Source organism: Streptomyces chengmaiensis, assembly GCF_029846775.1.
GTDB lineage: Bacteria > Actinomycetota > Actinomycetes > Streptomycetales > Streptomycetaceae > Streptomyces > Streptomyces chengmaiensis.
This window is the reverse complement of record NZ_JARWBG010000115.1, coordinates 1-5945: the sequence shown is the minus strand read 5'-3', so window position 1 is coordinate 5945 and position 5945 is coordinate 1. Positions and strand designations below refer to the sequence as shown.

8 protein-coding genes are annotated in these 5945 nt (G+C 70.1%); 6 read left to right on the top strand and 2 right to left on the bottom strand.

Annotation, left to right across the window (positions count from 1 at the left end; translation table 11 throughout):
- Positions 1-188, bottom strand: a 188-nt coding sequence (locus tag QCN29_RS36490; protein WP_279933552.1) for a hypothetical protein, incomplete at its 3' end; no start/stop codon positions are given.
- A 3-nt stretch (positions 189-191) separates the two neighbouring features.
- The gene (locus tag QCN29_RS36485) at positions 192-1301 is read right to left on the bottom strand and encodes an asparagine synthase-related protein (RefSeq protein ID WP_279933551.1); all 1110 of its coding nucleotides are present in this window, start codon (positions 1299-1301) and stop codon (positions 192-194) included.
- A 794-nt stretch (positions 1302-2095) separates the two neighbouring features.
- Between QCN29_RS36485 and QCN29_RS36480 the strand changes: the two genes are divergently transcribed.
- The 6 genes from QCN29_RS36480 to QCN29_RS36455 form a co-directional block, all read left to right on the top strand.
- Positions 2096-2362 (top strand): hypothetical protein, encoded by a 267-nt coding sequence (locus QCN29_RS36480; protein WP_279933550.1) that lies wholly within the window; start codon positions 2096-2098, stop codon positions 2360-2362.
- 65 nt (positions 2363-2427) lie between these two features.
- Positions 2428-3546: a helix-turn-helix domain-containing protein gene (locus tag QCN29_RS36475; RefSeq protein ID WP_279933549.1), complete on the top strand. Its 1119-nt coding sequence runs from the start codon at positions 2428-2430 to the stop codon at positions 3544-3546.
- A 105-nt stretch (positions 3547-3651) separates the two neighbouring features.
- Positions 3652-4092: a hypothetical protein gene (locus QCN29_RS36470; RefSeq protein ID WP_279933547.1), complete on the top strand. Its 441-nt coding sequence runs from the start codon at positions 3652-3654 to the stop codon at positions 4090-4092.
- A 178-nt stretch (positions 4093-4270) separates the two neighbouring features.
- A complete protein-coding gene (locus QCN29_RS36465; protein ID WP_279933545.1) occupies positions 4271-5080 on the top strand; it encodes an SAM-dependent methyltransferase in 810 nt (269 codons plus the stop codon).
- A gap of 275 nt (positions 5081-5355) precedes the next feature.
- Positions 5356-5628, top strand: coding sequence for a transposase (locus QCN29_RS36460; RefSeq protein WP_398860706.1), 273 nt, complete (start codon positions 5356-5358; stop codon positions 5626-5628).
- Positions 5629-5771: 143 nt separating this feature from the next.
- Positions 5772-5945 (top strand): transposase (locus QCN29_RS36455; protein WP_279933553.1); only part of this gene is annotated, 174 nt, incomplete at its 3' end.

The window sequence follows — 5945 nt, the reverse complement described above, 5'->3', positions numbered from 1 at the left end:
ACCGACCGGAGGGCGGCCCACTGGTCGAACTCGTCCGCGTACTCCGGCTGCTGGTCGCGGGCGGCCTGCCGCAGCAGCGCGGCGACTTCGTGGCGTCCCTCGGCTGTGAGCCAGGAGGCCCCGGCTCCGAGGCGGCACCACGACCATCCGCCCACGGCGGCCTGCGGCGTGACGGGCCCGCGCTCCAAGGCCTAGGCGGCTTGTTCGAGGGTGCCGGTCCGGCCGAGGTCGGCGGCCTGCTTGAGGGCCTTCCAGTACGGGCCGGGGGCGGTGTTGCGCAGGCGGGCGAACGCGACGACTTGGCGGTGGGCCTCGCGGCGGCGGCCCTCCTGGAGGAGGCGGACCCAGCAGGAGCTGGAGGCGTCGAGCACGATGTCTCCGCCGTGGCCGGTCAGGTGCAGCGGCAGCCCTCGTACGGGGTGCAGGTAGGCGGTGTCCATGGCGTACATCGCAGCGTCCAGCACCGGCTCCGCCCCGGTCGGCTGCCCGGGCGGGAAGGAGAACGGCAGCTGCTCGTCGCTTCCGGCGGCGACCGCGTGCCGCGTGCCGGTGTGTTCGGCGACGCGAGCGGCGAACGCCATGTCCTCGCCGCTGGTGTAGCCGTCGGTGTACGTGACCGCGTGCACAGAGCCGACGCCGGCGGCGAGCACGACGGCCGCCAAGGAGTCCAGCCCGCCGGACAGATCCGCCCCCACCACCCCGCCGGCGGCGCGGACACGGTGCTGGACGGCGTCGGCGAGGACGCGGCCGAACCACTCGGCGCCTTCGCGCAGCTCGTCCACGGGCTTGACGCGGCGGATGTCTACGAGCTGCGGCGGTGCCCCGGGCGCAAGCAACAGTCCGAACCCGCCGGGCACGATCTGCTCGTACGGCGTGCGGTGCGGCCAGTGGTGCTCGCCCGCCCCGAGCCCGGCCGCCAGCAAGGGCAGGTCCGGCACGAGCGGACGCCGCAGCAGGACCGGCTCGCTGGCCCACGCTGTCCCCTCCTCGTGCGGCGTGTAGTAGACGGCCCGGATGCCGGCGAGGCCGCCGCACACGAAGTGCTGCCGCCCGTCGCTCGCAACCACCCAGTACGAGCCCGGCCATCGGGTCAGCTCCGCCCACCGGCCCGCCTGCACGGCCGGAAGCACGCCGCGCAGCTCGTGGTCGGTGGCCAGGCAGTCGCCCACCACCGCGAGCGCTACCGGCCCCTCGGCGACCGCACGTACTCCCGCGTCCAGAGCCCGGCGTACACCGCCGAGCCCTTCGGCTTCCGTTCCGCCTCTGGCGGCGGTGCCGCCGGTCGTCCACTCCCGTTCCATCCGTTCACCTCCCCCTCAGACACGGCCCCGTCTGTTGCAGGCGGTTGGTCGGCAGGATGGCCCATACCAGCAGACCTCGCACATCCCACCCTCAGCGATATAGGCGCTTTCAGCCACTCCTCATACCGATCACGGGCCGACGGTTGCGTCTTGGGAAGTGGTGCACGGGCTGCGGCCAGGAGCGCAGCGTCGCTCCTGGATAGCCCTCGCTCTGGACCATCTGATCAGAAGCGACGGCAGGGGCCTCCAGGCGGCACCGTCAGCACCAACTGAACACGTGGTGCGGCATTTCAGCGCGAGGCTTACCCAGCACTCTTGGGTCCGGGCCGTCGCGCGGCATTCGTGAGAGGCAGCGGCGTCGCGCTGACGCCGACACCGCATGCATGCGCAGATGCGAATGTTTGCTGTAGCCGGGTGTCGCCGCCGTTTCCCTGGGACTCCGCCTGGGTGCGGACACCCGTCAAAGAAGGGGTGCCGCTCCGACTGCGGAGCCAGCCGACGTGAGGGTGATGCCGCCACCAGCGGGCATGTACGCGCCTTTTATTCCTGATCACTTTGTGATCGGTTTCATTCTCGGCGTATGCGGTTGTGAGTGACGCATGCAATTGCATGGATTCCGGGTGGGCCGGGGCGCGGATTTCATCGCCTGATGCGATCAGATGTTTGCGCTGGGGAGGGTTTTGATAGCGCGGCAGGCGGGGAGCAGCTAGCGTTCGTTGACGCGAGAAAGCCCCGGGGGCTGTCCAACCTGTCCGGGGCCTCTCTGAGTTGACCAAGAAAGGAATCCTCGTTCCATGCCTGATCTGTTTCGCTGCGGGGGCTTTTGCGTGCCCTCCGCAGGTCACGACCGTAACATTCCGCAGTTCACAGCGGGTGAAACCCATCGGGTGAGTGCCTGGGCTGTCACGCTGGAGATGAGTGCGTTCGTGGCCCTTGTTGTCGGACCGCTGGTGCTCATCTCGGACGCGTGGGAGGCCCCCACGGCGGCGGTCGCGATGGTTGCGGCCCTGGGTGCTGCGCGCCGTTCGCGCTTCGTGTTCCGGACTCTGCGGACCGGCTAGCCCCCTGCAGGGCGGGCCGCGCACGGCAGTGGTCGTTTGCTGTGCGCGGCCCGCACGGAGTTTGGGTGTCCGGGAAGGAAATCGCCGGGTGTGCGGAGAGGTGGTGCATGGTGGAGGCCGGCTACGGCCTGTGCGGCTACTGCCGGCGCAGGTTCGAGCAGCGGACCGGGCGCGGACGGCGGCGTCAGTACTGCACGGTGAAGTGCCGCCGGCAGGCGCAGCGGGAGCGGGAGGGGCGGTTGCCCACGCAGCCGGCGGCCAGTCCGCTGGGGCGGTCGTTGGCGGAGGATCTGCAGGCTATGGCGGCTCGGCTGCTGGCAGCGGAGTACGGCGGGCAGGAGTTGGAGACGCTGCTGCGGCACGCGGGGGATCTTGCGCGGGAGGTCGAGTGCTATCGGGCAGCCGCAGTGCATGATGCGCGTGTGTCGGGCACGGGCTGGGAGGCGGTGGCCAAGGCGGCCCGGGTGAGCGTTCCGACTGCCCGTCTTCGGTGGAACGGGGAACAGGTGCGGCGGGCGATGGACCGCCGGGCCAGGCAGCGGGCCCGTGCCGCCGAGGTGGTCGCGGACGGCGCAGGGGCGGCGGAGGCCGGAGGAGGCGAGCGTGCGGTGACGGGGTCCAAGCGTCTGACGTCGGCGCTTTCGTATCTGCATCGCGCCAGCCGTCTGCCTATCCGGGAGGTGGCTCAGCACACGGGGCTGTCGGCGTCGTACGTGTCGCGGATCTTGTCGGGGGAACGGCTGCCGAGCTGGCCTGTGATGGTTTCACTGGTCAAGGCGTTCGGGGGCGATCCTGCTCATCTGAGTGCGTTGTGGGAAAGCAGCCACGGGGTGTGCGTGCCGGCGCGGCAGGCGTTTCCTCAGCAGCTGGCGCGGTTACGGGCGGCTCTGTGGGGGTTGTATCTGGCGGCTGCGCGGCCGGGTGTGGCGCATCTGTGCCGGATCCAGCCCGGTGCGCTGACGCCGGAGTCAGTGGAGGATCTGCTGTCGGGGGACGTGCTGCCGGACTGGGAGACGACGGGTGCGTTCGTCTCCGCGTTGGGGGCCGGGCCCGCGGAGATCCGGCCGCTGTGGGAGGAGGCCCACTACGCGTTCCTGGTGTGGGTGCATCCCATGCCGGACGCGGCGCCGGGGGGCATGGAGGCAGACGGCGCCGCAGGCGGCGGGTGCCGCTGCCGGCGGTGAGAGCCGGGGAATGGAGATAAGGGGAGGGTGTCGGTGGTCTGTTCATCATGGGTCGGCGGCCTCGCGCCAGCTGCCCGGGCCGCACGGGAGGCGGCCGTCGCACCGGTGACGATCTGCCTGCCACTGGACTACACGGCGTTTTGCGTGCTGTACCAGGAGGACTATCTGCGCTACGCACACGCGCGGACGGCGGAGGCACAGGTGAGCAGTCAGGCGGTGCAGACCGCTCTGGAGGATCTGGCGCAGCGGTGGACGGCGGCACTGGGTGCGTGTCCGGAGGCGGTGGCCTGGCAGTTGCTGGGCCGTGCGGTGTCTTCGGCCTGCCGTGGCAGGCTGCGGAAGCAGGCGGCGGAAGCGCCAGACGTCTATGGGGTACTGCCGGTGGCGCAGGCGGATTCGGCGCTGTTGTGCTGGGTGCTGACTCTGCCGGCGAAGCGGGCTGCACACCTGATGGGGGTGGAGGAAGCAGCGGTGTGCAGTCTGTTGTCGGCCGCACGCCGCAGGCTGTCGGCCGCCCGGCCGGACGCCCTTCTTTCCTGCCTCTGACTCCGAGCCGTGGACCTTTGGCCCGGCGCTGGGCGGTGTGCTGGTCGGGTGTGCCCCGGGGTGGCGCAATCCCTCCTGAGGGGTCTGGCTCGGCATGCACGGCTGCTGACAGCATGTGCCGACTGCCTGGGCCCCAAGGGCCCGGGGTTGCCGGGTACGGGCACGGCTGGGGTAAGCGATGAGTTCCGGGGAGCGACCGCTGTCATCCATCGATGTGAGCACGCCGAGTGTGGCGCGCATGTACGACTTCTATCTGGGCGGCAAGGACAACTACGCAGCAGACCGGGAGGCCTGCGCCGCGCTGAGTGAGCAGGCCCCCAGCACGCAGGCGCTTGCCGTCAACAACCGCAGATTCCTGCAGCGGGTGGTGAAGGTGCTGGCTGCCGAGTACGGGGTGCGGCAATTCCTCGACCACGGCTCCGGGCTGCCGACGCAGGACAATGTGCACCAGGTGGCACAGCGGGTGAACCCCTCCAGCCGTGTGGTGTACGTCGACAACGACCCCATGGTTCTGGCCCATGGCCGGGCGCTGTTGGAGCAGAACGAACGGACGGCGGTCGTCCGCGCCGATATGCGCGACACCGCCGGCGTCATGGAGCACCCGGACACTCAGCGTCTGATCGACTTGTCTCAGCCGGTGGCCACGCTGTTCGTGTCGGTGCTGCACTGCATTCCCGACGAGGACGACCCCGCCGGGCTGCTCCAGCGTGTCATCGCACGCCTGCCGCCGGGGAGTTTCCTCGTGGTGTGCCAGCTGGTCAGCGCCCACCAGCACATCCGGGATTCCGTCACCGAGTTCATGAACCGCAGCACGGGAGGCAACTGGGGCCGGGTCCGCGAGGTGAGAGACGTGCAGGCCTACCTGTCGGGCCTGGACGTTCTCGCGCCCGGTCTGGTCGAAGTCTCCACCTGGCGGCCCGACTCCGAACTCGCCCCCAGACAGCGGACTCACGAATGGATCGAGTACGGCGGCGTGGCCCGTCTCTGACCTTCCCGCCACGGCCCCCGCCGGCCGGGGCCGGCTGCGGAGAGGTTGGCTCAGGGCGCGTCCGGTGGGGAGACGGTCTCCGAACTCGCAGGACGACGTTGTGCAAGCTGGTCGCGTGCGCGAAGAATTGCCTCTAGCTGGGCCGCAGGCGAGGCCAGTTGTCGCGCGGCGCCATGCGCCTAGCCGGGTAGCGCCTCGAACGCGACGGCCAGGCGGATGACGAAAGGGTGCTGGCCTGCAACGGCCAGCCAGCGCACCAGTGCAACGCGTGAGAAGTGCCCGGCTGGTCAAGGTGGCAGGCGACCGCCCGCCATCAGGCTGCCCACGACCCCGACTGGCAGGCCGCCTACCGCCGCTGGAGACCACCGGTCGAACGCGCCGTCGCCTGGCTCGTCCACCACAGCAACCGCAAACTCCGCTACCGCGGCACCATCGCCAACGACACCTGGCTCCACACCCGGGCCGCCGCCCTCAACCTCCGCCGACTGATCAACCTCGGACTCACCCGAGCCAACGGCACCTGGACACTCGCACCAACCCCCGCATAACCACAGGGGCCGCCCGGCCTGCGGCCGGACAACCCCTCACCAAGATCTTCATGAGCCTTCTAGTAGTGCTTGGTCAGGTTGGTTGTCCTGGTGCGTGTCCTTCGGGCCCGGTGTGGCGTTGAGTGGGTGTGACTCCGGACGAGATGACTTTGGCGCGTGGTGAGTTGGAGGCGTTTGCGTCGGAGATGTTCGAGCCGTTCGCGAGAAACGACCAGCGCCGGTGGGGCCGGGTCTACCTGCGGGGACTGCTGACCGACGGCAAACGCAAGTCGGTCGAGCCGATGGCCGCTCGGCTCGGGGAGGACGGCAACCGGCAG

Coding starts and splice junctions, on each gene's coding strand:
- QCN29_RS36485 (WP_279933551.1), bottom strand. CDS start 1,301: ATGGAACGGGAGTGGACGACCGGCGGCACCGCCGCCAGAGGCGGAACG.
- QCN29_RS36480 (WP_279933550.1), top strand. CDS start 2,096: ATGCCTGATCTGTTTCGCTGCGGGGGCTTTTGCGTGCCCTCCGCAGGT.
- QCN29_RS36465 (WP_279933545.1), top strand. CDS start 4,271: ATGAGTTCCGGGGAGCGACCGCTGTCATCCATCGATGTGAGCACGCCG.